At 33.0% G+C, this 23,924-nt stretch carries 24 protein-coding genes; 14 read left to right on the forward strand and 10 right to left on the reverse strand.

Going from position 1 to position 23,924, the window contains the following annotated elements:
• The 6 genes from dnaA to AB3G33_RS00030 all read left to right on the forward strand — a co-directional run bounded on the left by dnaA (window position 1) and on the right by AB3G33_RS00030 (window position 5,732).
• Window positions 1-1,428 carry a chromosomal replication initiator protein DnaA gene (dnaA, locus tag AB3G33_RS00005; RefSeq protein WP_367754774.1) on the forward strand — a complete coding sequence of 476 codons (1,428 nt, stop codon included), beginning with the start codon at window positions 1-3 and terminating at the stop codon, window positions 1,426-1,428.
• 7 nt (window positions 1,429-1,435) lie between these two features.
• Entirely contained in the window at window positions 1,436-1,903 is a 468-nt protein-coding gene (locus tag AB3G33_RS00010; RefSeq protein ID WP_367771667.1) for a low molecular weight protein-tyrosine-phosphatase, read from the forward strand.
• A gap of 97 nt (window positions 1,904-2,000) precedes the next feature.
• Window positions 2,001-2,723 (forward strand): SAM-dependent methyltransferase, encoded by a 723-nt coding sequence (locus AB3G33_RS00015; RefSeq protein WP_367771670.1) that lies wholly within the window; start codon window positions 2,001-2,003, stop codon window positions 2,721-2,723.
• Between the two features lie 268 nt (window positions 2,724-2,991).
• Window positions 2,992-3,486 (forward strand): DUF4440 domain-containing protein, encoded by a 495-nt coding sequence (locus tag AB3G33_RS00020; RefSeq protein WP_367771672.1) that lies wholly within the window; start codon window positions 2,992-2,994, stop codon window positions 3,484-3,486.
• Window positions 3,487-3,648: 162 nt separating this feature from the next.
• Window positions 3,649-4,776: a methionine aminotransferase gene (locus tag AB3G33_RS00025; protein ID WP_367771674.1), complete on the forward strand. Its 1,128-nt coding sequence runs from the start codon at window positions 3,649-3,651 to the stop codon at window positions 4,774-4,776.
• Window positions 4,777-4,850: 74 nt separating this feature from the next.
• Window positions 4,851-5,732 (forward strand): SDR family oxidoreductase, encoded by an 882-nt coding sequence (locus AB3G33_RS00030; protein ID WP_367771678.1) that lies wholly within the window; start codon window positions 4,851-4,853, stop codon window positions 5,730-5,732.
• Window positions 5,733-5,791: 59 nt separating this feature from the next.
• On the opposite strand, the gene AB3G33_RS00035 is transcribed toward AB3G33_RS00030, so the two are convergent.
• The 4 genes from AB3G33_RS00035 to AB3G33_RS00050 all read right to left on the reverse strand — a co-directional run bounded on the left by AB3G33_RS00035 (window position 5,792) and on the right by AB3G33_RS00050 (window position 8,149).
• Window positions 5,792-6,094: a hypothetical protein gene (locus AB3G33_RS00035; protein ID WP_367754785.1), complete on the reverse strand. Its 303-nt coding sequence runs from the start codon at window positions 6,092-6,094 to the stop codon at window positions 5,792-5,794.
• Window positions 6,095-6,153: 59 nt separating this feature from the next.
• Window positions 6,154-6,684, reverse strand: coding sequence for a YceI family protein (locus tag AB3G33_RS00040; protein ID WP_367771681.1), 531 nt, complete (start codon window positions 6,682-6,684; stop codon window positions 6,154-6,156).
• Window positions 6,685-6,725: 41 nt separating this feature from the next.
• On the reverse strand, window positions 6,726-7,478 hold the full coding sequence (locus AB3G33_RS00045) for a pirin family protein (protein WP_367771684.1): 753 nt from the start codon (window positions 7,476-7,478) through the stop codon (window positions 6,726-6,728).
• 89 nt (window positions 7,479-7,567) lie between these two features.
• Complete coding sequence (locus tag AB3G33_RS00050) at window positions 7,568-8,149, reverse strand: Crp/Fnr family transcriptional regulator (RefSeq protein WP_367754791.1); 582 nt, start codon at window positions 8,147-8,149, stop codon at window positions 7,568-7,570.
• Between the two features lie 241 nt (window positions 8,150-8,390).
• Between AB3G33_RS00050 and udk the strand changes: the two genes are divergently transcribed.
• The 6 genes from udk (at window position 8,391) to AB3G33_RS00080 (ending at window position 14,796) form a co-directional block, all read left to right on the forward strand.
• On the forward strand, window positions 8,391-8,999 hold the full coding sequence (udk, locus tag AB3G33_RS00055; RefSeq protein WP_367754793.1) for a uridine kinase: 609 nt from the start codon (window positions 8,391-8,393) through the stop codon (window positions 8,997-8,999).
• Between the two features lie 145 nt (window positions 9,000-9,144).
• Window positions 9,145-9,477, forward strand: a complete 333-nt coding sequence (locus tag AB3G33_RS00060; protein ID WP_367754795.1) for a septum formation initiator family protein — start codon at window positions 9,145-9,147, stop codon at window positions 9,475-9,477.
• 22 nt (window positions 9,478-9,499) lie between these two features.
• Window positions 9,500-10,864 carry a methylmalonyl-CoA mutase subunit beta gene (locus AB3G33_RS00065; protein WP_367771687.1) on the forward strand — a complete coding sequence of 455 codons (1,365 nt, stop codon included), beginning with the start codon at window positions 9,500-9,502 and terminating at the stop codon, window positions 10,862-10,864.
• A gap of 48 nt (window positions 10,865-10,912) precedes the next feature.
• Window positions 10,913-13,045, forward strand: a complete 2,133-nt coding sequence (gene scpA, locus AB3G33_RS00070) for a methylmalonyl-CoA mutase (protein WP_367771689.1) — start codon at window positions 10,913-10,915, stop codon at window positions 13,043-13,045.
• A gap of 341 nt (window positions 13,046-13,386) precedes the next feature.
• Window positions 13,387-13,923 (forward strand): hypothetical protein, encoded by a 537-nt coding sequence (locus tag AB3G33_RS00075; protein ID WP_367771692.1) that lies wholly within the window; start codon window positions 13,387-13,389, stop codon window positions 13,921-13,923.
• A 351-nt stretch (window positions 13,924-14,274) separates the two neighbouring features.
• Complete coding sequence (locus AB3G33_RS00080; RefSeq protein ID WP_367771694.1) at window positions 14,275-14,796, forward strand: hypothetical protein; 522 nt, start codon at window positions 14,275-14,277, stop codon at window positions 14,794-14,796.
• Window positions 14,797-14,856: 60 nt separating this feature from the next.
• Here AB3G33_RS00080 and AB3G33_RS00085 read toward each other — a convergent pair whose 3' ends face one another.
• The 5 genes from AB3G33_RS00085 to dapF form a co-directional block, all read right to left on the reverse strand.
• Window positions 14,857-15,498, reverse strand: coding sequence for a peptidoglycan-binding protein LysM (locus tag AB3G33_RS00085; RefSeq protein ID WP_367771697.1), 642 nt, complete (start codon window positions 15,496-15,498; stop codon window positions 14,857-14,859).
• Between the two features lie 96 nt (window positions 15,499-15,594).
• Window positions 15,595-16,491 (reverse strand): DUF2279 domain-containing protein, encoded by an 897-nt coding sequence (locus AB3G33_RS00090; protein ID WP_367774168.1) that lies wholly within the window; start codon window positions 16,489-16,491, stop codon window positions 15,595-15,597.
• Between the two features lie 29 nt (window positions 16,492-16,520).
• Complete coding sequence (gene mltG, locus AB3G33_RS00095) at window positions 16,521-17,561, reverse strand: endolytic transglycosylase MltG (RefSeq protein ID WP_367754807.1); 1,041 nt, start codon at window positions 17,559-17,561, stop codon at window positions 16,521-16,523.
• Window positions 17,562-17,571: 10 nt separating this feature from the next.
• Window positions 17,572-18,105 (reverse strand): GNAT family N-acetyltransferase, encoded by a 534-nt coding sequence (locus AB3G33_RS00100; RefSeq protein WP_367754808.1) that lies wholly within the window; start codon window positions 18,103-18,105, stop codon window positions 17,572-17,574.
• A gap of 33 nt (window positions 18,106-18,138) precedes the next feature.
• The gene (dapF, locus tag AB3G33_RS00105; RefSeq protein ID WP_367771700.1) at window positions 18,139-18,921 is read right to left on the reverse strand and encodes a diaminopimelate epimerase; all 783 of its coding nucleotides are present in this window, start codon (window positions 18,919-18,921) and stop codon (window positions 18,139-18,141) included.
• 137 nt (window positions 18,922-19,058) lie between these two features.
• Between dapF and AB3G33_RS00110 the strand changes: the two genes are divergently transcribed.
• Both AB3G33_RS00110 and AB3G33_RS00115 read left to right on the forward strand, forming a co-directional pair.
• Complete coding sequence (locus tag AB3G33_RS00110) at window positions 19,059-20,459, forward strand: trypsin-like peptidase domain-containing protein (protein WP_367771703.1); 1,401 nt, start codon at window positions 19,059-19,061, stop codon at window positions 20,457-20,459.
• A 154-nt stretch (window positions 20,460-20,613) separates the two neighbouring features.
• Window positions 20,614-22,062, forward strand: a complete 1,449-nt coding sequence (locus AB3G33_RS00115; RefSeq protein ID WP_367771706.1) for a glyceraldehyde-3-phosphate dehydrogenase — start codon at window positions 20,614-20,616, stop codon at window positions 22,060-22,062.
• 257 nt (window positions 22,063-22,319) lie between these two features.
• Here AB3G33_RS00115 and AB3G33_RS00120 read toward each other — a convergent pair whose 3' ends face one another.
• Window positions 22,320-23,726 (reverse strand): APC family permease, encoded by a 1,407-nt coding sequence (locus AB3G33_RS00120; RefSeq protein ID WP_367774170.1) that lies wholly within the window; start codon window positions 23,724-23,726, stop codon window positions 22,320-22,322.
• Between the last annotated feature and the right edge of the window lie 198 nt (window positions 23,727-23,924).

Genomic DNA, 23,924 nt, shown 5'->3' on the forward strand with positions numbered 1-23,924 from the left:
ATGAACAAAACTGCTCAATCAGTATGGGAAAACTGTTTGTCTTTTATAAAAGACAACATTCAAGATCAAGCATTCAAAACTTGGTTTGAACCGATCAAATCAGTTGAACTTACCGATAACGCATTATATATTCAAGTTCCAAGTAAATTTTTCTACGAATGGTTAGAAGAACACTATGTGAAATTATTAAAAGTTGCCTTAACTAAGGAACTTGGTAAAAACGCAAAGTTACTTTATAAAATTAAGATGGAAAACACTTATGGTAATAAACAACCGTTTACGGAACAATTACCAAGTGCCAACCGGGCTCCAATGAAACCACAAAATGTTGACGCCCCTTTTAAAAACTTAGATCCTGAATTAAAAAATCCTTTTGTAATTCCAGGAATTAGAAATTTAAAAATTGAATCCCAACTTAATGCCAACTATAGTTTTGATAATTTCCTTGAAGGAGATTCTAATAGGCTAGCTCGCTCAGCGGGTATGGCTGTTGCCAATAAACCTGGAGGAACATCATTTAACCCGTTATTGATTTTTGGTGGCGTTGGACTTGGTAAAACACACTTAGCGCATGCTATAGGAGTTGAAATCAAAGACAAATACCCAGATAAAACTGTTTTATACATTTCAGCCGAAATATTCACTCAACAATACATTGATTCCGTTAAGAAAAATAATAGAAATGACTTCATTCACTTCTATCAATTGATCGATGTTTTAATTATTGATGATGTACAATTCCTTTCGGGTAAATCAGGAACACAAGATGTCTTTTTCCACATCTTCAACTATTTACACCAAAATGGAAAACAAGTAATTCTTACATCAGACAAAGCACCGGTTGATATGCAAGATATTGAGCAACGCTTATTATCTCGTTTCAAATGGGGATTGTCTGCTGAATTACACCAACCAGATTACGAAACTAGAATTTCAATCTTGAAAAACATTCTATATCGGGATGGTGTGGAGATTCCAGAAGAAATTATTGAATATGTAGCACGCAACATTAAATCAAATGTGCGTGAATTAGAAGGAGCAATTATTTCCTTAATTGCACAATCTTCTTTCAATAAAAAAGAGGTTACTATTGAATTAGCCAAAAGTGTGGTAGAGAAATTTGTGAAAAATGTAAAACGCGAAATTTCTATTGATTACATTCAAAAAATTGTTTCTGATTATTTCCAATTGGATTTAGAAACATTACAATCAAAAACTAGAAAAAGACACGTGGTACAGGCGAGACAACTGGCTATGTTTTTTGCTAAAAAATTCACTAAAGCGTCCTTAGCCAATATTGGTTCTCAAATTGGAGATCGTGATCACGCAACAGTATTACACGCTTGCAAAACAGTTGACAATCTTGTGGCAACCGATAAACAATTCAAAAAATTTGTTGAAGATATCCATAAAAAATTAACGTTATAAACGCATCATGCCCGTAAAAATTTTAATGGTTTGTTTGGGCAATATTTGTCGATCACCGTTGGCAGAAGGTATCTTAGCTTCTAAACTTCCAAAAGAAAAATTTACAGTAGATTCTGCAGGAACTGGTTCTTGGCATATTGGCCACGCTCCAGATTCTCGCTCCATTGCTATAGCAAAAAAGTACAAACTAGATATTTCAAAACAAAAAGGAAGACAATTCAATACTTCTGATTTTGAAACTTATGATTACATCTATGTCATGGACAAATCCAATTATGACGATGTAATCGAATTATCTAAAACTCAAGAACAAAAGAATAAAGTACAAATCATTTTGAACGAATTGTACCCCAACGAAAATGTAGATGTACCTGATCCTTATTTTGGTATGCCCAATGGATTTGACATCGTTTACAATATGCTAAATGAAGTTTGCGAAATTATAGCTACAAAAATTAAAGAGACCCACCCATAATTTTAGGAGTTCATTTTTACCTGCAAAACAAATTCATTTCTTTATTAATGCCGTTCTTTGCATTTCTAAATTAGATTAAAAACATAAATCGATCAAAATGAAACCAAATACTTTACTAGGAAAACTCTATTTAATCCCAACTACAATGGGGGATTGCGACCCAATGGATGTTTTGCCTCAAACTGTTAAAAGGACCATCGATTTTATTGACTATTATATTGTAGAGAACGACAAAACAGCTCGAAAATCGATTAAAGAAGTTAATCCCGAAAAAAAACAATCGGACTTAGTTTTGTTTACTCTAAACAAACGCACTGAAGTAAAAGAACATCTTGATTTTATCAAACCATTACTAGAAGGTAAAAACATGGGATTAATGAGTGAGGCCGGTTGCCCTGGTGTTGCTGATCCTGGTGCTGTTATCGTAAAACTAGCACATGAAAAAGGAATTCAAGTAGTTCCCTTAGTTGGCCCCTCTTCTATTTTATTAGCCATGATGGCTTCAGGAATGAATGGTCAAAGCTTTACCTTTCACGGGTATTTACCTATTGAAAAAGACGAGAAACGAGCCAGTTTTAAAACTTTAGAACGAATTTCTTTCGAAAAAAATCAATCCCAAATATTTATTGAAACCCCTTATCGCAACAATAAATTACTCGAAGATTTATTACTGACCTTGCATCCTGAAACACACTTATGTATCGCTACAGACATTACATTACCAACAGAATACATCAAGACTAAGAAAATTGCGGCTTGGAAAAAAGAAACGATTGATTTACATAAACGACCTACTATTTTTATTATTCATAAAATGTAATTTTTAAACTATAAACTTTTTTATACAATAGAAATCTCAAAACCATATCCATTTTCCTATAAAGTAACTGCTTTGTATGGCAATGGATTTTTGGTTTTTATTAATAATAACCTTCAGCACTTTTTAATTTTTAATATTAAATGGCATAAAACTCATTTTATTATCAAAAAATAAATATTAAACACTGATAATCAATATTTTATACTTAAATTTAATATCCCCTTATCTTAACCAAAAATCATCATTATAAATTTAAAAAAATTTAATTATGAAAAACAAGATTTTAAAAGGAGGATTAATGTTGGTTACTATGTCTTTACTGATAGCCTGTAATCAAAAAAAAGAGGCACCCATGGCCGTAATTGACAAAGACGCAATCAAAACCGAAATTCAGTCGATGGAAGATGCATTTGCAACTAACTTTAATGCGAGAAGCACCGATAACATCATGTATTACGCTGATGATGCCATCAGTTTTTCAAATGAAAAAAAACCTTTAGAAGGGAAAGCTGCCATTCAAGCTTCAATAAAAGAGGATTTAAAAACTTTTCCAAAAGGAGCCAAAATCAATTTTGAAACTAAAGAAGTTCATGTTTCAAATGATGCCAATCAAGTGGTAGAAATTGGCGGCTATGAGGTCAAAGATTCCACTGATGCAAAAATCATGAGCGGCAACTTCATCAGCCTATTTGAAAAAAAAGACGGCAAATACATTTGTATTCGAGACATGGGAAACTCTGATATGCCTAAACCAAAAAAATAAAACAATATCATAAAAACACAAAGTAAAGTACTCCTAACAAAGTACTTTACTTTGTGTTTCCGTTTTAAATAAATACAATGTCGATTACAAAAAAATGAATCCGAAAAATGTATTTCTAAACTCAAATCAAATACTTACTTTTAGATCATTAAAAAAAGAAGCATGTCAAAACTCCCCAACATTGGTACAAGTATTTTTACAGTAATGTCTAAAATGGCAACAGAATATGATGCTGTCAACCTTTCACAAGGATTTCCTAATTTTCCTGTAGACGAGCGTTTGACTACTATTGTAGCTCAGTTAGCCAGTGAAAATGTACATCAATATTTACCAATGGCAGGTTATCCTCCATTGTTAACCAAAATTGCTCAACTAACCTACCGTTCTTATAAAAGAACCATTCGAACAGACACTGAAATTCTTGTTACTGCTGGTGCGACCCAGGGTATTTTTACCACCATTCAAGCTTTAATTAAATCTAATGATGAAGTCATTATCTTAGACCCTAGCTATGATTGTTATGAAGCGCCAGTTCTTTTATGTAATGCAAAACCAGTGCGAGTTCCTCTTAATGATAATTATACTCCCCACTGGGAAAAGATAGAAAATGCGTGTTCTTCAAAAACAAAAATGATTATTATCAATAATCCGCATAATCCAACTGGGAAAATTTGGATTCATTCTGATTTTGAAGCATTAGAAAATATATTACAAAAATATCCTGAAATGATTGTTCTCTCAGATGAAGTGTATGAATACATCACATTTGAAAAAAAACATATTTCAGCTCATACACGTGAAAAATTATTAAATCGTTGCATTATAATTTCTTCTTTTGGAAAATCCTTCCATGTTACTGGTTGGAAAATAGGCTATCTCATTGCTCCTGAACATTTGATGAAAGAAATCAAGAAAGTGCATCAATTTTTAGTTTTTAGTGTGAATAGCATTTGTCAGGTGGCTATTAGCAACTATTTAGACTTAGTATCTGTTGAAGAAATAAGTCAATTATATATTGAAAAACGGGATTATTTTAGCGCTTTATTAAAAGAGAGTCGTTTTAAATTACTGCCTTGCGAAGGCACTTATTTTCAAGTTGCATCCTATGCTTCTATATCAAATGAAAACGATGTTGATTTTTGCAAAAGATTAATCACAGAGCATGGAGTGGCGGCAATACCCATCTCTACTTTTTATGAAAACAACATAGACCATCACCTCATTCGTTTTTGTTTTGCAAAAGACAATGCGACTTTAGAAAAAGCGGCTAAAAAACTATGTGCAATTTAGGTGTAGTCAATTACTTGATTTTATATGCATGCATACTATTTAATTTGTTATATTTACAATAAAAAAATTATATCATGGGTTATACAGATAAAATGTTACGCGATGATGCATTAAAAGGCAAAGTTATAGTCGTAACCGGAGGAGGAAGCGGTTTAGGTAAAGCAATGACAAAATATTTCTTAGAACTAGGTGCAAAAGTAGCAATTACGTCAAGAGACCTAGAGAAATTAAAAAATACAGCCTCTGAATTAGAATTAGAAACAGGTGGAACCTGTTTGCCTTTACAGTGTGATGTACGTCATTATGAAGAAGTCGAAAACATGCTGCAAGGTGTCTTGAAAGCTTTTGGAAAAGTAGATGTCCTTTTAAATAATGCTGCAGGAAACTTCATCTCTCCTACCGAAAGATTATCTGCTAATGCATTTGATACCGTAATTGATATCGTTTTAAAAGGGACTAAAAACTGTACACTTGCTTTTGGAAAACATTGGATAGATACTAAACAAACATCATCAACTGTTTTAAATATTGTAACTACCTACGCATGGACAGGATCAGCTTATGTTGTGCCAAGTGCCACTGCCAAAGCTGGAGTATTAGCTATGACCAGAAGTCTGGCTGTAGAATGGGCAAAATATGGCATCCGAACTAATGCAATTGCACCAGGACCATTTCCTACTAAAGGAGCCTGGGATCGATTATTACCTGGAGATCTTGCCGAAAAATTTGATATGGCTAAAAAAGTGCCGTTAAAGCGTGTGGGAGATCATCAAGAGTTAGCCAACTTAGCTGCCTATATGGTTTCTGATTTTTCAGCCTATGTAAATGGGGAAGTAGTTGTAATTGATGGTGGTGAATGGCTTAAAGGTGCTGGACAGTTTAATTTGTTGGAAGCCATTCCAGAAGAATTATGGGACCAACTGGAAATGATGATTAAAGCAAAAAAGAATAAATAACTAAAATCAAAATTCTTATAAAAAAAGAGCGCTAATTAATTAACGCTCTTTTTTTAAAGTTAGGCATTCAAAGCCATCAAAATCTCTGTTTTCAATAATCCGCTACCTCCACCGTAATGCTGTACCACTGCAGTATTAGAATTTTGTTTCCTAAAAAACAAACGCAAATGGGTTTCGCTTTCTTCAGTAATTCCAGGTCCCAATAAAACTATTTCGAATTTTTTTTCTTGAAAAAGAACTTTAGCTTCTTCATCATTCAAAACACCAATCCCAGACCAATCAGCATTTGCATTAATTAATCGGACTACCGTACGTAATATCTCAAAATTTCTGCCTACGTATAGAATATTTATATTTCCCATAACTTTATCTAAAAAAAACCTCAACTACATGAAGTACCTGAGGTTATGCTAAAAACCGATTATTCTTTTATAAATTGAAGTTCTATTGCCAATTTAACTTCTTCACCAACTAGTACACCACCAGTTTCAAGAGCTGAATTCCAAGTTAATCCCCAATCTTTTCTATTAATTTTACCTTCTAATGAAAGAGCTAATTTTGTATTTCCCCAAGGGTCTTTCATTAATCCACTAAATTCTGCTGGTAGCTTTACTGATTTTGTTACCCCATGCATTGTTAAATCACCTACCAATTCATATTCCCCTTCATTAATTTTAGAGAATGAAGTTGCCGAAAATTTAATTGTTGGAAATTGCCCTGCATCAAAAAAATCAGCACTTAATAAATGGGTATCTCTATCCGCATTACCAGTTGCAATTGAATCGATTGCTCCGGTAAATTCAATTTTTGCATTTTCGAAATTCGAATCATCGGATTCGATTGACGCATCAAATTTTGTAAATTTACCTGAAATAGTAGTAAACATCATGTGTTTCACTTTAAAACCAATTTCTGAATGTGTTGGGTCAATTGCCCATTTTGTTGTTGACATAATAGTATTATTTTTAATTATTTAATTTATTTCGTAACTAATTATAATTTCATGGGTACTTCCATCAAAAGAATTTCGGCATTATCAGAATTAGCAATAAGATTGAATGAATCCGTATCAGTTATTCCCAGACCATCACGCTCATTTAAAGTAATACCACCAATAGTAAAGTCTCCTTTTAAAACAAAAGCATAAATACCGTTTCCTGCTTTCTTTAATTGGTATGAATTCGAAAAACCTTTATCAAATTTTCCAATATGAAACCAAGCATCTTGATGAATCCAAACGCCTTCATCTTCTGGATTTGGAGATAAAATTTGTTGTAGATTATTGTGACGATCCTTTAAGTCCAAAGAGATTTGGTCGTAACGAGGTGTTACATTTTTTTTATTTGGATAAATCCAAATTTGCAAAAACTTAACCAACTGGTCTTTATTTTTATTATACTCACTGTGAAAAATCCCAGTTCCTGCACTCATCGCTTGAATATCTCCTTCTTTAATTACAGTAGTATTTCCCATACTGTCTTTATGTTCTAAATCGCCTTCGAGCGGGATAGAAATAATTTCCATATTATCGTGTGGGTGTTTTCCAAAACCCATTCCTTGACTTACTCTATCATCATTCAAAACGCGCAACACACCAAAATTCATACGTTCCGGATTGTGATAACCCGCAAAACTAAAAGTATGAAATGACTCTAACCATCCATGATTAGCATGTCCTCTGGTATTTGCTTTATGCAAAATAGAATTTGAAATCAAACCTTCTTTAGTACTATTTGTATTTTCCATTTTCGCTTTTGTTAATTATTATGATACAAAGTTGCGACTAAAAAGAAACTAAAGCATTGAACTAGGACAAGAAATGAAAATAGTTGAAATTAATTTTTAGCGAGTTTTGTTCTAATTTTACTTAGAAACTCAGGAGATATCCCTAAAAAGGAAGCGATATAATGTTGCGCTACACGCTGAGAAAGTGTAGGATATTTATCTAAAAACTCCAGATATTTATCTGTAGCAGTTTTAGAAATAGCATTAAACAATCGTTTTTGCGTTACTGCTAGATTGCGTTGCATTAATATACGGAAAGCCCTTTCAAATCTTGGTGCCTTTGCAAATAACACCTCTTTAGATTCGGGATTGAACATAAAAAATTCGCAATCTTCTAAGGTTTCAATAAATACATCACTGGGACTGTCCTCATAAATACTAAATGAAATATCACTTACCCAAGCATTTTCAATTGCTAATTGCAAAATCACTTCTATACCATTGGAATCTATATAATACTTGCGAACACAACCTTTTACAACAAAAGCTTCAAAATTGCATTTTTCACCTTCATGTAAAAGAATTGTCTTTTTTGGAATTTTTTTATTTTCTAATAAAGAATTAAAAATGCTTAATTCCTCTTTTTCAAAAGTGACATAACGGCTTATATTTTTATTGATTTGAGTATACAAAGTATTATTTTTAGGAAATTAAAGGTACTAAATTAATTCAAAAACTGGTGGGTAAATTGGCATTATAACTGAGTATCTCTTCGGTCAAACTAAAAATTAGCTATTTAATCTATAATGAATAATACGGATTTCCATTTTTAGTTTAAAAAAATTAATAAATACTAATTCTAATTTAGCAATTCTCTATTTTCAATCTATAAATTCCTATTTTTGCTTCATCAATAAATAACTCAACTATTATATGCTTATTATAGGAATTGCAGGTGGAACTGGAAGCGGAAAAACAACCGTAGTTCATCAAATCATGAATGAATTACCCGAAACAGAGGTAGGAATTATTTCACAAGATTCATATTACAAGGAAAATCACGGTCTTTCATTCGATGAAAGAGCACTAATCAATTTTGATCATCCACGTGCAATTGATTTCGAGTTATTAGTCACACATCTTAAAGAATTAAAAGAAGGAAATAACATCAATCAACCCGTGTATTCTTTTGTGACGCACAATCGAAGCGATGATACTGTTTTTACACATCCTCGAAAAGTGATGATTGTGGAGGGTATTTTAATTTTGGCAAATCCAGAATTAAGAGATTTATTTGATGTAAAGATTTATGTTCACGCTGATTCTGATGAAAGATTAATCCGTCGAATGAAACGTGACATTGCTGAAAGAGGTCGTGATATGGAGGAAGTTTTAAACCGTTACCAAACAACATTAAAACCTATGCATGAGCAATTTATAGAACCCACAAAAGCATTTGCGGATATTATTATACCTAATGACAAATACAATACAGTAGCTATTGATGTAGTTCGGGCAGTAATAAATCAAAGAATTCTATAATTTTATTGTAATTTTATCAGAATATAGGATTCTAGAATTTAATTGCAACGGAAGGCATAAACTAAGCATTATTTTACGTTTTCAACTTTAGTTATGTTAATAAAACATTGGCTATTCGTTTAATAAGGACTTTAAAAAAAAAGAAATGACAAATCCACATAAAGACAAACCTTGGTTTAAATTTTTAAGTAATAAATACATTTGGGTATTGCTTTTCTTTTCAACTTGGATGGTTTTTTTGGACAACTATTCCTATTTTGATCATCGATTTTTAGATACTCAAATTAATGAACTTGAAGATAATAAAGAATATTATCAAGAGGAAATAAAAAAAGATGAAGAACAAATTAAAGAACTAAAAAACCCAGAACAAATAGAAAAATATGCTCGTGAAAACTACTATATGAAAAAAGATAGTGAGGATATTTATCTGATCGAATTTGAAGGTGACAGTATAGAGAACAGCAATAAACCCTGAATTATAAAAAACAAAAATAAAAATGGCGACTAATTTATTTGAAGATTTCGATCCTGTTTCTTCCAAACAATGGAAACAAAAAATCCAGTTTGAACTTAAAGGTGCCGATTATAATGATACCTTAATATGGAATTCTCCAGAAGATATTAAGGTGAAACCTTTTTATCACAAAGATGAGTTTACCAAAGCTTTTCCATTAACCACAAAGGCTTCCAACTTTAAAATTTGCCAAAATATATTTGTTTTTGATATTGAGAAATCAATAGAAAGAGCTTTAGATTCTTTAAATAGAGGTGCTGAAAGTCTTCGTTTTACTATTGAAAATGATACTATTGACATTACTAAACTTTTAGAAAACTTACCATTAGAAAATGTTTTTGTTTACTTTAATTTAAACTTTATTTCAATCGATTTCGTAGCTAAAATCAATACAATAGCAATACAAAAAAAGGCAGTTGTATTTATCAATTTAGATCCAATAGGACAATTAGCCAAAGACGGAAACTGGTTTACAACGAAAGACAAAAACAATTTTGACACACTTAATTTAATTACTACTGCCGTACCACAACATTCGGTATTAAGCATTGACACTAGTTTATATCAAAATGCAGGTGCCAATATGGTACAGCAAATTGCTTATAGTTTAGCGCATGCCAATGAATATTTTAATAGGATTCCTATTATAAATCAACCCATCGTTTTTGAAGTTGCAGTAGGTACCAATTACTTTTTTGAAATTGCAAAACTACGTGCACTACGCCTTTTATTTAAGCTAATTGCAAAAGAATATAATCACTACTTAGATTGTCATCTCTTTGTTACACCCACAAAACGAAACAAAACCATTTATGATTATAATGTAAACATGTTACGTACCACAACCGAATGTATGTCGGCAATTATTGGTGGTGCGGATACTATTGCTAACTTACCTTATGATTCTTTGTACCATAAAGACAATGAATTTGGAGATCGCATTGCTCGAAATCAGCTGTTAGTATTAAAAAATGAAAGCTATTTTGATAAAGTAAATAATCCCGCTGATGGAAGTTATTATATAGAAACACTCACCAATCAACTGGCCGAAAAATCGTTGACTTTGTTTAAAGACATCGAATCCAATGGTGGTTTTCTAAAACAATTGAATGAAGGAATCATTAAAAGAAAAATTCAGGAAAGTGCTGATAAAGAGCAAGATCTTTTTGACTCAGGAAAAGAAGTATTGTTAGGTACCAATAAATACCCTAATAAAGAAGATCGCATGAAACAGGATTTAGAACTTTATCCATTTATAAAAATCAATCCAAGAAAAACGTTGATAACCCCTATTATAGAAAAACGCCTTGCCGAGAAAACGGAACAGGAACGTCTCGCATTAGAGTAATTTTCAATAAAAGGAATCAATTAAAAACGCATAAAAATTAGAGTCAAAATGATAAGAAATGACCTCAAACATATTAAATTAGAAAGTACTAAGACAATAGAAGACAATCAAAATTCATTGTCTGAAAATTTCTTAACGGCAGAGGGAATCGAACTCAAACCAACCTATTCTGAAAAGGATATTGAAAATCTAGCGCATTTAGATTTTGGAGCTGGCTTTGCGCCAAATTTGCGCGGACCATACACTACGATGTATGTGCGCAGACCATGGACAATTCGTCAATATGCTGGTTTTTCAACTGCAGAGGAAAGCAATGCTTTTTACAGAAGAAATCTTGCAGCTGGTCAAAAAGGATTATCCATTGCATTTGATTTACCTACCCATCGGGGATATGATTCAGACCATGAACGTGTTGTAGGAGATGTCGGTAAAGCTGGAGTAGCAATAGATTCGGTTGAGGATATGAAAGTATTATTCGATCAAATTCCATTGGATGAAATGTCAGTTTCCATGACTATGAATGGTGCCGTATTACCCATTATGGCTTTTTACATTGTGGCAGCCGAAGAACAAGGGGTAAAACCTGAATTACTTTCAGGAACGATACAAAATGATATTCTAAAAGAGTTTATGGTGCGTAATACTTACATCTACCCACCTACTCCATCCATGAAAATCATTGCCGACATTTTTGAATTTACAAGCAAGAAAATGCCAAAATTCAACTCGATATCTATATCGGGATATCACATGCAAGAAGCAGGTGCTACTGCCGATATTGAATTGGCTTACACATTGGCGGATGGATTGGAATACATTCGCACTGGACTAGCAACGGGAATGAAAATTGATGAGTTTGCCCCTCGTTTATCTTTTTTCTGGGCGATTGGAATGAATCACTTCATGGAAATTGCTAAAATGCGTGCTGGGCGAATGATATGGGCCAAACTAGTGAAACAGTTTAATCCAAAAGATGATAAATCATTAGCATTAAGAACTCATTGCCAAACAAGTGGCTGGAGTTTAACAGAACAAGATCCTTTTAATAATGTAGCGCGTACGTGTATTGAAGCATCGGCAGCCGCTTTTGGAGGAACACAATCACTACATACTAATGCTTTGGATGAAGCGATTGCTTTGCCAACTGATTTTTCGGCAAGAATTGCTCGAAATACACAAATATTTTTACAAGAAGAAACCAAAATTACAAAAACTGTTGATCCTTGGGCAGGTAGTTATTACGTAGAAAGCTTGACCGATGAGATTGTCCAAAGTGCTTGGAAACTTATTGAAGAAGTAGAAGAACTAGGTGGAATGACCAAAGCGATTGAAGCAGGGATTCCTAAACTAAGAATAGAAGAAGCAGCGGCAAGAAAACAAGCCCGCATTGATAGTGGACAGGACATAATTGTAGGGGTCAACAAATACCGTTTGGACAAAGAAGATCCTTTACAAATTCTAGATGTCGATAACCAGATGGTGCGAAAGCAACAACTGGAACAACTCGATCGTATAAAAGCAACAAGAGATACTAATAAGGTACAAGAATCAATTAAAAAATTAATCCTTTGTGCTCAAACTGGTGAAGGTAATTTACTGGAAATCGCAGTAGAAGCTGCAAGAAACAGAACTACGCTAGGCGAAATTAGTGATGCCTTAGAAACTGTTTTTGGAAGGTATAAAGCACAAATTAAATCCTTTAGTGGCGTGTATAGTAAAGAAATTAAAGACGATAAAAGTTTTGAAAAAGCAAAACAGCTAGCCGATACCTTTGCCAAACAAGAAGGTCGTCGTCCTAGAATCATGATTGCCAAAATGGGACAAGATGGACACGATCGTGGGGCAAAAGTAGTAGCCACAGGTTACGCTGATGTAGGTTTTGATGTGGATATTGGTCCGTTATTTCAAACTCCTGCCGAAGCTGCAAAACAAGCCATAGAAAATGATGTACATATTCTTGGTGTTTCCTCATTGGCTGCAGGCCACAAAACTCTAGTTCCACAAGTGATAGAAGAGCTTAAAAAATATGGCCGTGAAGATATAATGGTAGTTGTAGGTGGTGTGATTCCGGCACAAGATTATCAATTTTTATTTGATGCTGGTGCAGTAGCTGTTTTTGGACCTGGAACAAAAATTAGCGAAGCAGCTATAAAAATATTAGAAATTTTAATAGGAGAATAAACAATCATTACAATATAAAAAAAAGAAAACACCAACATAAAGTTGGTATTTTCTTTTTTATCCCTTTTCTAACAAATTATAAAGAAAACCACTTTCCTATTAAATAAATGACACTAAAAGTGTTTATTATTAACTAAACTTAAGCAAATACTTAACTATCAACGAAATGACAAAACCGTAACTTTACATATATAATCAACAATAAAAATATATTGCTCCAAATCTTAACTGTTGTTTTATTAAAACATGTAAATTAAATTATAATAGAAGGGGAAGAAAACAATAGGCCTTACTAATTTAATTCTACAAATAATTATTAATCAAATTAAAAATCAACTATTATGAAAGCCTATATTATTGCAATTTTTGCATTTGGGATAACAACTTTATCCTATTCACAAGATATCATGAATGATGATAAAGAAGATGTAAGTTATAAAGTAGAAAATTTACCCGCTGTTGTCATTAAAAGCGCAGGAACAGATTTCTCTGTGTATTTGCCAGATCGTAATGCTGACAATACCATAAGAAAACTTGAAGATGAATTTATTGCCTATGATCTTGGCAAAGACTATGAAGGGTATGAAACTTATCTAGTTGTTATGGAAATTAAAGATGGCTCATTGGCAGCGACATATAATGAAAAAGGAAAATTAATTCGGGTCGTGGAAAATTACAAAAATGTAAAGCTTCCCAGTAAAGTTATTTTTTCCGTTTACAAAAACTATCCAGGTTGGGAAATAGTTAATGATAAATATTTATACTCGCAAAAAGAAGGGGATATTGAAAAAAAACAGTATCATTTAAAAATTAAAAAAGGAAATGAAACACGTAAATTAACGGTTCATCCAGACGGTAAAATTATTGCAGGTATCTAAGTTTAAAAAATATAAAATCATTTGGCTGTTCTTAAAAAAGAGCAGCTTTTTTTGTTTTAACTATCATCAATGATAAATAAATAACGCTTCAATTTCCTCCTAAATTAATACCTATTACAGTATAGAAAATATAATTTAATTTATCCAAAAGATGACAATTCTTAATAAAAAAAAGAAGTAGAAACCAATTTTATTAACATAAGATACGGATTAAATTAACAGAAATTAGATAAAAAAAAACTACCTTTAACAAGATTACTTATCTGATTATCAATGATTTAAAAAGACCTCAGTATTGAATTAACCTATAATATTATGTATAAATAAATATTAATTTAAAAACTAAATATTATGAAATCATTTATTATTATGTTATTCGTTGTAGGCCTATCTTTTTCCGCTTATTCGCAAGATACAGAAAAAGGAAAGGTTAGTGTTGAAGAATTACCCGCAGTGGTAATTAAACGAATTGGTTCTGATTTTTCTGTTTACATTCCAGACAATCATCCCGACCAAGACGTTAGAAATATGGAACAAAAATTTATTGCTTATGACATTGGGAAAGATTATGAGGGATATGAAAACTATTTGGTATTGATGGAAACAAAAAATGGATCTTTATCAGCTACTTATGATGAAAAAGGAAAATTAGTTCGAGTTGTAGAAAATTACCAAAATGTAAGATTGCCTAATGAAGTAATTTATTCAGTCTATAAAACCTATCCCGGTTGGAATATTGTCAACGATAAGTACTTATATTCTCAAGAAGAAGGGGATATTGTTAAAAAACAATACAATCTGAAAATTGAAAAAGGCAATCAAAAAATGAAATTGTTAGTTCGTTCCAATGGCGAAATATTAAAAGCAAAATAAAAAAAAAGCAGTCCAAATAATTTTGGACTGCTTTTATATTTTTTAGTGTTTTTGTGAAAATTAATTTAAACTTGCCACTGCATTTACATTAGCCACAATAAAGGAAGTGTCATAACCTCCAAATGCTTTCATATAACTTCTAATTGAAGTACCATAAGCATCTTTTATAAATTTCTTCCCATTGTGCTTAAAGTATCTTCTTACGGAACCCGCTCCACCAAGATGTGCGGCTGCTAAAATCCCTGATTCTGTTACCAGAATCCCATTAACTACTTTCCCATCATATTTCTCAATGATGTCTTGTAATAGCCATTTGTTTTTTGATAAAAGTGCTACAAAGGCTCTTTCTTGCAATTTGGGGCTTTTTAGGAATAAAATACTATCCTTCACACCAACAGATCTTAAGGTTTCTATACCAAATTGGTATTTACCTAAATAACCGAGAGAATTGATTTTTTTGTATTTCCCTTCTGATTCTTTGAAACCAAGAGCTTCCTTAAAACCAATAAATAAATTTCCAGTAAAAGGGAAATTTAAATTGATATAATCTTCTTGTTCTATGGATGGATATAAGTATCGTGTTCCATCCGTGTTTTTTATTAGAAACCAATCATTTTTTTCTATTTTAAGAGGTTTAAAACCCGCACTTAAAAAGGCTATAATAATCGCCAAACTTGTATAAAAATACCACTTCTTTACCATAAATTGTTTTTCTTCAAAACGCTGTCCCGTTAAGAAATTTCTGCGTGCAAAGATACAATAAATTTTATAAAGCTGAAAATCAACCTATTAAATTTTTTAAAAATATAAAATTCGTCCTCTAAAACCCTCGTTAACTGAGTATTCAATCGTTGGAGCTGGAATTTTAAGCGTATTAAAAACAGAAAAAAAAGTCTTCAAAAAATGAGATTTTGTTTCAATTTTCGTCAGGTCAACGTCAAAACTCAAATAAAACTGTCTGAATCTCTCTGTTTTCGGAAGGAGTAATTTATCAGAATTTTCGCTATTTCCACTCACCATTCCATCCGCTCCATAACCCATTGCGAGATTGAGCCATTTTGGTATTTTAGAACCTTTGGAAAAAGAATATAAATTAACCGAAAGCCAATACGTTTGACCGTTATAATCTTTAAGGATCTGCTCCGCTAAGTTGCTTCCTAAAACGTTGGGCCTATATTGGGCAAATTGTGTGGTGTGAAAAGAGAATTTTGGTATAATACGTTGTTCATTCCATAATAACTCTTGGGAAACATATAAAGCCGTTCCAGAAGCATTTGCTATAACATCTCCAGGTGATGCTCCCCATTCAGAAGAATAGCCATCTAAAACCTCAACAGCCGTTAAAAATGCAAATCCTAAACCAGCACCATATAGCAATTGCTTCTTTTTACTAGCTCCACTCCATTGTAGCATTTCACTTCCCATCCTTCCCAATTGATACGAAGAATAGAAATGTCCTATTTTATCCATTTGAAGCCATTCCGCATTATCATTTATAAAATGAAAATTAGATCTTGGATAATCGGCATACCATAGCTGGTTTAGGCCTACTAATGCTGCAGAGGCCAATATTGATTCTGAAAGAATAACTGTATTTTGTCTTTTTATATTTAAAGTGTCCGAAGGTTTTAAAAAACGATCGAATTTTTTACTTTGAGCATCTGCATCACGCAGTCCACTTACCAAAAAAAACATCAGAAAAAAAATAGCTTTATATTTCAAACCTATCTTTTTACTCCTTGGCTGTTGATCCAATCCGAATATTTTTTAGCATTTTTATTATGCTCAGGCAAAGTCGCTGCAAATTCATGGTATCCAAAACGTTCTACACTAGCACAAAAATAAATAAAATCATTCTTTTCTGGATCCAATACTGCTTCTAGAGCTGTAATGTCGGGCATTGCAATAGGACCAGGAGGAAGTCCAACATTTACATAGGTATTATAAGGAGAAGACATAGTCAAGTCTTTAAAAAACACTCTTTTAATTACTTGATTAAAGTCATCGTCTTTTTTCTTGATAGCAAAAATTACTGTGGGATCCGCTTGAAGCGGCATGCCCAATCGCAAACGGTTTAAGTAAACTCCTGCAATTCTTGGTCTTTCATCTTTTTTAACCGATTCTTTATGTACGATAGAAGCTAAAATTGTAGCTTCAATTGGGTTTAAACCTTGTTTTTCTGCTTTAGCAACTCTTTCTTTATTCCAAAAATTTCGGTATTCTTTAATCATCTTATCTCGAAACTTCTCTGCAGATGTGTTCCAATACGTTTCATAGGTATTAGGAATAAACATAGCCAAAACATTATCTTCATTAAATCCGTTTTCTTTCAAGAAGATAGAATCTTTAAATGAAGTTAATAATGACAAACTGTCCGCCTCAATTTGGGATCCTACTCGTCCAGCAAGATTTTCCACTCGCTCTTGATTATTAAATGCCAACTTTACAGGAACATTACTTCTTAAAGATTTGACTAATTCATAACTATTCATCCCTTTAGTAAAAAGAAAACGTCCCGATTTTACATTTTCAGGATAACTCATTTTACTGGCTACCATTTCTAAACGGTCGATATTTACGACATAATCTGCCAATATTTTTTTGACATCAGTATACGTTGCATTTGTTGGGATATGAACATAAACTTCTTTATCTGAAAACTTAGTGTTAGCAGCAAAAATTTGGCTCATCAAAACAAAACCGTAAATGATTAATCCACTTACTAAAACAACAGCTGCGATTGTAATATATTTTTTAAAATTCAAAACTTAAATATTAAAGTTGATTATTGATTAATTGAAAAACGGCTTCGTCTTTGTAAACACCATTCACCAGATTCCAATCTTTTTTTGTACCTATATTTTGGAATCCAAATTTAGTAAAAAGAGCGATACTAGATTTATTTTCAGTCCCAATATTTGCATATAATTGATGTAAATTTAAATGGCGAAATGAATACTGAATTAAAAGCTCCAAAGCTTCGGACCCAATGTTCTGTTTTCGATTTTCCTGCCCTTGAATTACAATCCCTACTCCTGCTCTATTATTCTTTGGATCAAAATCAAATAAATCGATTAATCCCAATGCAGGAAAGTCTTGGTCTTGACATATGGCCAAACGCAATTGCTTGGCTTCATATATATCTTGATGCGCATTCTCCAAATATTGTTTTACTAAAAATCGACTATATGGGGTTTGTGTATTGCTTACTTCCCAAATACGCTGATCATTCTCAATGGCATAGATGAACTCTAAATCATTAGGTTCCAATGCGCGGATGTATATATTTTCGCCTTTTAGAGTTATCATACAAATTTTGTGAGTTGAAGTTTTAGGCTTTTATTAAATTTCAATAACACCTTTAAAAACAAATTTGGCTGGTCCTATTAGAAAAACATTAGTATATACATTGTTCTTTTTATCAAAAGAAACGGCTAGTTTTCCACCTTCCACATTCAAATCGATAGTTGTAGCATCAGTAACTCCCGTTGCATTCATCGCAATTGCAACCGCAGTTGCACCAGTTCCACAAGCTAATGTTTCATCTTCAACTCCTCGTTCATAAGTACGGACCGAAAAAGTAGTATCATCAATTTTATTTACAAAATTGATATTACTACCCGCTTTTCCATATAAATCACCGTATCGAATTGCAGCACCATTTTCTTTTACATTATAATGTTCTAAGTCCTCTACTAACTGAACATGATGTGGAGATCCTGTATTCAGGAAAGAATAATCAGGAGTTTCTTTGATCTCTAAAACATCAATCATTTGTAATGATACAATTCCGTCTTCTGCTACACTTGCATGATGTAAACCATCTATAGCGTTAAAAGTAGCATCGTTTTTAATGACCTTTAGCTGTTGGGCGAAAGCCACTAAACATCTTCCTCCATTACCACACATAGTACTTTGATTCCCATCTGAGTTGTAATACACCATTTTAAAATCGGCTTCAGGATCATTTTCTAATAAAATAAGTCCATCTCCGCCAATTCCAAAACGCCTGTCACATAAATGAGCAATCAACTGTATATTTTCTTTTGGAAAAGTATTCGAACGATTATCAATCATTACAAAATCATTTCCGGTTCCTTGGTATTTATAAAATTCTATTTGCATTATTTTTTTAATTGTGTTTCACAAAAGTACGAACTATTAATGAAATGTTAATCATTGTTAAAGAGCGTTAAACTGTTTTTTAACAATCTAAAATAGCTTTATTTTTACTAGACAAATAACGTAAAACACACTCTATTATGAAAAAATATTCACACCTATTACTGGTGTCTCTGCTTAGCGGAGCCATAACATTAGGGGCTTACAAATTATTATTTGACACTAATGGTTATTTTTCCAACTCAAATCATTCCATAACTACCCTTGCAAACAACTCATTTACCAAAAATGTAGGCCTATCCCCAGATGTACTTGATTTTACCGATGCGGCAGAGAAAACAATTCACTCTGTAGTCCATGTAAAAAATGTTTCATACAAAACCGTTACTAATCCTATGCTGGAATATTATTACGGGTACAAAGGAGGGCAAACCCAGGAGCAAGTAGGAACAGGATCTGGAGTAATAATTTCAGAAGATGGTTATATCGTGACCAACAATCACGTAATTAAAGATGCCTCAGAAATTGAAATTACCTTAAATAATAAAAAAACATACAAAGCGAAACTCATAGGAACCGACTCTAAAATGGATATTGCTTTGTTAAAAATTGATGCCGACGAAAAGCTTCCTTATACTGCTTTTGGAAATTCTGATTCCGTAAAAGTAGGTGAATGGGTTCTTGCCGTAGGAAATCCATACAACTTAACGTCTACAGTAACGGCTGGAATTGTTTCGGCAAAAGCGAGAGATATTGGAACAAGTGGAATCCAGTCCTTTATTCAAACTGATGCTGCAGTTAATCCTGGAAATAGTGGTGGTGCTTTAGTAAACACCCGCGGAGATCTAATAGGAATCAATACCATGATCTCTTCTATGACAGGTTCTTATGTAGGATATTCATTTGCAGTTCCTTCTAATATTGCTCGAAAAATTATCGAAGACATTATGGAATATGGCAATGTACAAAGAGGAATTCTAGGTGTAGAAGGTGGGGAATTGAACGGCCCTGTTTCTAAAGAATTAGGAATCAACCAGACAGAAGGATTTTACATTAAAAATGTAACCAAAAAATCAGGAGCTGAGAAAGCTGGACTTACAAAGGGAGATATCATTGTGAAATTAGACAGTCAAAACATTGCTACTTATGCTGACTTATCTGGATATATTAACACTAAAAGACCTAATGATAAAGTGGATGTAACCATTATTAGAGACGGAAGTAAAAGAACTCTACCTGTAATTTTGAGTAAAAACGAATTTTTTAGTACGGAGTTCAAAGGAATTGAATTAGAAAATATTGACGCCACTGATAAAAAGAAATTTCACTTGGATTACGGAGTAAAAATTAAATCTATCAATAACGAAAATTTGGTCCAATACACAGATGAATTAAAAGGAAATATTATTTTGAGTATTGACAACGTAAAAGCCAAAGACATCGAATCAGTTTCCAAACTTTTAAATAGCAAAGACGAAAGTCAAAGTGTAAGACTAGAAATGGTCAACAAAAATGGAGAAGTATTTCGAATAATCATTTAATTCGATTCTTAAAAATCAAGGAAAGCCAGCTCATTCATTGAGTTGGTTTTTTTTATTTGAAAAAAAATGAAAAATAGTCTACGAAATCGATTGAAATGGGTATTTTTGCACCAAATTTAAAAAAATAACTACTCAATTTTTCAAATTTTCAAGTATGAAAAACACAGCTTTGTACCAAAAAGAAGTCTCATCTCAGGTAGATAGACGTCGGGCGGGAGTCAAATTAATTAAAATCGTTAGTGATTTATGGTATGACAAATCCATAGAAATGGTTTTATTTAAAAATCAATTATTAGACAAAAATGTAAGTGACATTATCAACTTGCATCAATATGCAGCCGATTTTGTAGGCAAACCTATTAGTATTTTTGATATCGTTGAAATTGCCAAAGTAGTTCGAGAATTAGACTTACCTCCTTCCAAGTTGGACATTGGTAAACTAACTTACGAATACCTTTTAGAAGAAGACAAATTTGAAGATGCGAGACATTTTGTATTGGATAAACTGAAAGAAGCTAAAACTTCTGAAGAAATCCAACCCAAAGATGTAGTTCTTTATGGTTTTGGAAGAATTGGTCGTTTATTAGCTAGAGAGTTAATGTCTAAAACAGGAAAAGGAAATCAATTGCGATTGAGAGCGATTGTAACTAGAGATAAAAACGATGCTTCCAGTCTTGAAAAAAGAGCTTCTTTATTGCGTTATGATTCCATTCATGGTGATTTTCAAGGATCAGTTTCTGCCGATGTTGCCAATAATGCCTTAATTATCAACGGAACAACAGTACATATTATTACTGCTAATGCGCCTGAAGAAATTGATTATACAGTCTATGATATTGACAATGCTTTAATTATAGACAATACAGGCGCTTTCACCACTGAGGAAGCGTTAAGCAGACATTTAGTTTCAAAAGGAGCACACAAAGTATTGCTGACTGCACCTGGAAAAGGAGTTCCTAATATTGTTCACGGTGTAAACCAAAACGAATACAATCCAGACGAAATTAATATTTTCTCTGCAGCTTCTTGTACTACTAATGCCATTACGCCAATCCTAAAAGCAGTCGAAGATACTTTAGGCGTTGTAAAAGGACATTTAGAAACAATTCATTCGTACACAAACGACCAGAACTTAGTAGACAACATGCACAAAAAATACCGTCGTGGTAGAGCTGCTGCTTTGAATATGGTTATTACTGAAACGGGTGCTGGAACTGCTGTTGCAAAAGCACTACCATCACTAGAAGGAAAATTAACTTCAAATGCCATTCGTGTTCCTGTTCCTAATGGATCTTTGGTTGTATTGAATTTAGAAGTTTCTAAGAAAACATCAATAAAAGAAATAAATTCGATAATGAAGAAATACGCTCTTGAAGGAGAGTTAGTAGAGCAAATCAAATACTCTATGAATAACGAATTAGTTTCTTCGGATATCGTGGGTACATCGGCACCATCGATCTATGACAGTAATGCAACTATCGTTTCTAACGATGGAAAAAACATAGTATTATATATCTGGTATGATAATGAATACGGTTACAGCCACCAAGTAATTCGCTTGGCAAAATATATTGCAAAAGTAAGACGTTTCACGTACTACTAGCAAATCGCTTACAGGTTGGAATTTGTAATTGCAGATTTTTAGTTTTTAGTTTTTAGTTCAAGTTTTAGATTTAAAGAGTATTGCAATCCAACCTGTATCTAATAAAAAATCCGTTTCGATTAATTTCGAAACGGATTTTTTTATTCTTATTAAAAAGAAAATAGAAGATAGAATCAAAAAAACAAATTATAAAGCATAACAGATTCTAATCTTTTGATTCTTACCCCTTGATTCTAGCTTCTTCTCTCTATAGTAACCTACTCTTTCGCTTTTGTCAAATAATAAACTGGAATACCTATTAACATAATCAATACACCCCAGCCACTTGTACTCGTTTTAGTGTAAAGCAAAGCAATACAAATTGCACTTGCAATAATGATATAAATAGCAGGAATTACTGGATATCCAAAAGCTTTATAAGTACGTTCAGCATCAGGTAATTTTCTACGCAAAATGAAGATTCCTAAAATAGTCAAGATGTAAAAGATCAAAACGATGATGACTACAAAGTCCAATAAGTCACCATATTTCCCTGTTAAACACAAAGCCGAAGCCCAAACACATTGTGCCCAAATAGACCAAGCAGGAACGCTTGCTTTATTCAGTTCAGCTGCTTTTTTGAAGAAAACACCATCTTGTGCCATCGTATAATACACTCTTGCACCAGCCATAATTAAACCGTTATTACAAGCAAAAGTCGAAATCATAATCATTACCGCAATAATCAAGGTCCCTATAGAGCCAAAAATATATTGTGAAGCTACTACCGCTACTCTATCTGACTCGGCTGTTGCTATTTCTTGCAAAGGCACAACCGCCAAATACATTAAGTTGGCTAAAATATAAATTACACTTACAATCAAAGTCCCCAAAAACAAACTCAATCCTACATTGCGTTTTGGGTTCTTAATTTCGGCAGCAATAAAAGTTACTCCTTCCCAAGCCACACTCGAAAACATCGATCCTACCAAAGCAGCCGATATTCCCGATATCAAAGCCGTTCCGCTAATAGGCATCCAAGAACCACTCGCTACATCCAGTGATTGCGATGTCCAGGCATTAGCCCAGTTCGCATCCCAAACCTCAGCTTTAGCGGCAAAAAAACCAAAAAGAATTAATCCCGCCAACGATAAAATCTTGATTACCGTTAACACGGTTTGTAAAATCTTAGAGTTTTTTACCCCACGACTGTTGATATAACTCAATAAAATAATTGTAAAAATAGAAACCAGTTGCGCTGCATTCAGTTTAAAATCTCCTATTTCATATAGGATGTTTTTATCACTAAACGACGGAAATAAATAGGCAGCAAACTTGGAGAAAGCTACACCCACGGCAGCAATCGTTCCGGTTTGAATCACCGCAAAAAAGCTCCAGCCATATAAAAACCCAATTAATTTACCGTATGCTTCCTTAATGTATACGTATTGACCGCCCGCTTTAGGAAACAAGGCACTCAACTCGCCATAACTCACTGCAGCAATCACCGTAATAACACCCGTAAGCACCCACATGGCAATCAACCATCCAGCCGAACCCAATTGACGAACCATATCAGAACTCACTATGAATATTCCCGAACCTATCATCGATCCCACCACCAGCATGGTTCCGTCCAGCAGGCCGAGTTCTCTCTTAAAATCGTCTTGGTTATTGTCTTGCATATTTGTTTTTGGTTTTAATGGTTGGCTAAAGATATACTTTTTTTCTAAAAACTTTAAGGTATCCTTAAAACTTACGCTTATTCTTTTTGGCGTGTCCATGTTATAGAAAATTTCAGCAAAATAACTGCTTAAGTGCAGCAACAAGGTCAGGCTATCCGTTTCAAATAAAATTTACTGAATACCAAATAAAATAATATC

It is taken from the genome of Flavobacterium sp. WC2421, from assembly GCF_040822115.1.
Taxonomy (GTDB): Bacteria; Bacteroidota; Bacteroidia; order Flavobacteriales; family Flavobacteriaceae; genus Flavobacterium.